This is a genomic window from Pseudomonas fluorescens (assembly GCF_902497875.1).
In the GTDB taxonomy this organism is placed as follows: domain Bacteria; phylum Pseudomonadota; class Gammaproteobacteria; order Pseudomonadales; family Pseudomonadaceae; genus Aquipseudomonas; species Aquipseudomonas fluorescens_BR.
The window spans coordinates 1-1,101 of sequence record NZ_CABVHY010000155.1; the positions used below are offsets into that span (position 1 = coordinate 1).

At 60.8% G+C, this 1,101-nt stretch carries 1 protein-coding gene; it reads right to left on the reverse strand.

Going from position 1 to position 1,101, the window contains the following annotated elements:
• On the reverse strand, positions 1 to 1,020 hold a 1,020-nt coding region (locus F8N85_RS34385; RefSeq protein ID WP_150807693.1), incomplete at its 3' end, for an MFS transporter.
• Positions 1,021 to 1,101 lie beyond the last annotated feature (81 nt).

Genomic DNA, 1,101 nt, shown 5'->3' on the forward strand with positions numbered 1-1,101 from the left:
TTCGACAAAGTTGGCGCCGATGATCGAGGTGGATATCAGCAGCCCGCCTATGATCGGCAGCTTGCGGGCAAAGCCGACGGTCGCGCCGCGGCGGATCAGCCAGTCGGAGAAGAACCCCGAGCAGAGCACCCCGACGAAAGCCGCGAGGAATGGCAGCGACGCCAGCAGCCCGGACTTGATGAAGTCCATGCCACGGTACTTCACCAGATAGGTCGGGAACCAGGTCAGGAAGAACCACAACGTCGAGTTAAGGCAGAACTGCCCCAGATAGATACCCCACAACTTGCGCTTGCTCAACACAATGCCGAGGTCGGTCCAGCTGAACGGAGCCTTGCGTTTGGCGGTCTCGGCCTGGATATCCACCAGCCCGCCGCCTTCGCTGATCAGGTCGATTTCGGCCTGGTTGGCGCCCTTGAAATCCCGTGGCTCGCGATACACCGCGTACCAGATCAGCGCCCAGATAATCCCCACCGCACCGGTGCTGACGAACACCATTTGCCAGCCATAATGATGTTGCAGCCAGGCCAGCACCAGGGTGAGGAACGCCAGCCCGACGAATTGCCCGGAGGTGTAGAAGCCGATGGCGGTTGCGCGTTCACGCTCGGGAAACCAGGTGGTCACCACACGGCTGTTGATCGGATAGGCCGGGGCCTCCAGCGCGCCCACGGCCATGCGCAGTACAAACAACGCGATGAAGCTCGCGGCGAAGCCAAGCATCACTGTGGCCACCGACCACAACAGCAAGGCCACGCTGTAGAGGATGCGTGGCGGCACCCGATCCACCAGCCAGCCACCGGGGATCTGCATCGCCGCGTAGGTCCAGCCGAACGCGGAGAAGATCAGCCCGACATGAATCGGATCGATACCCAAATCGCTGGTCAGTGCCGGGGCGGCAATCGACAGGTTGCTGCGGTCCAGATAGTTGATTACCACGGTGATGAACAACAGCAGCATGATGAAAAAACGCTTGCGGCTCGGCGTCACCAACGACGCCTGCCCGGTAAAGCTTTCCGGTTGCATGGGGAGTGCCTCTTCTTGTGTTTATTGAGGGCGGTAAAGATAGAAACGACGCGGTCCTGTGGGAGCGAGCTTGCTCGCGAT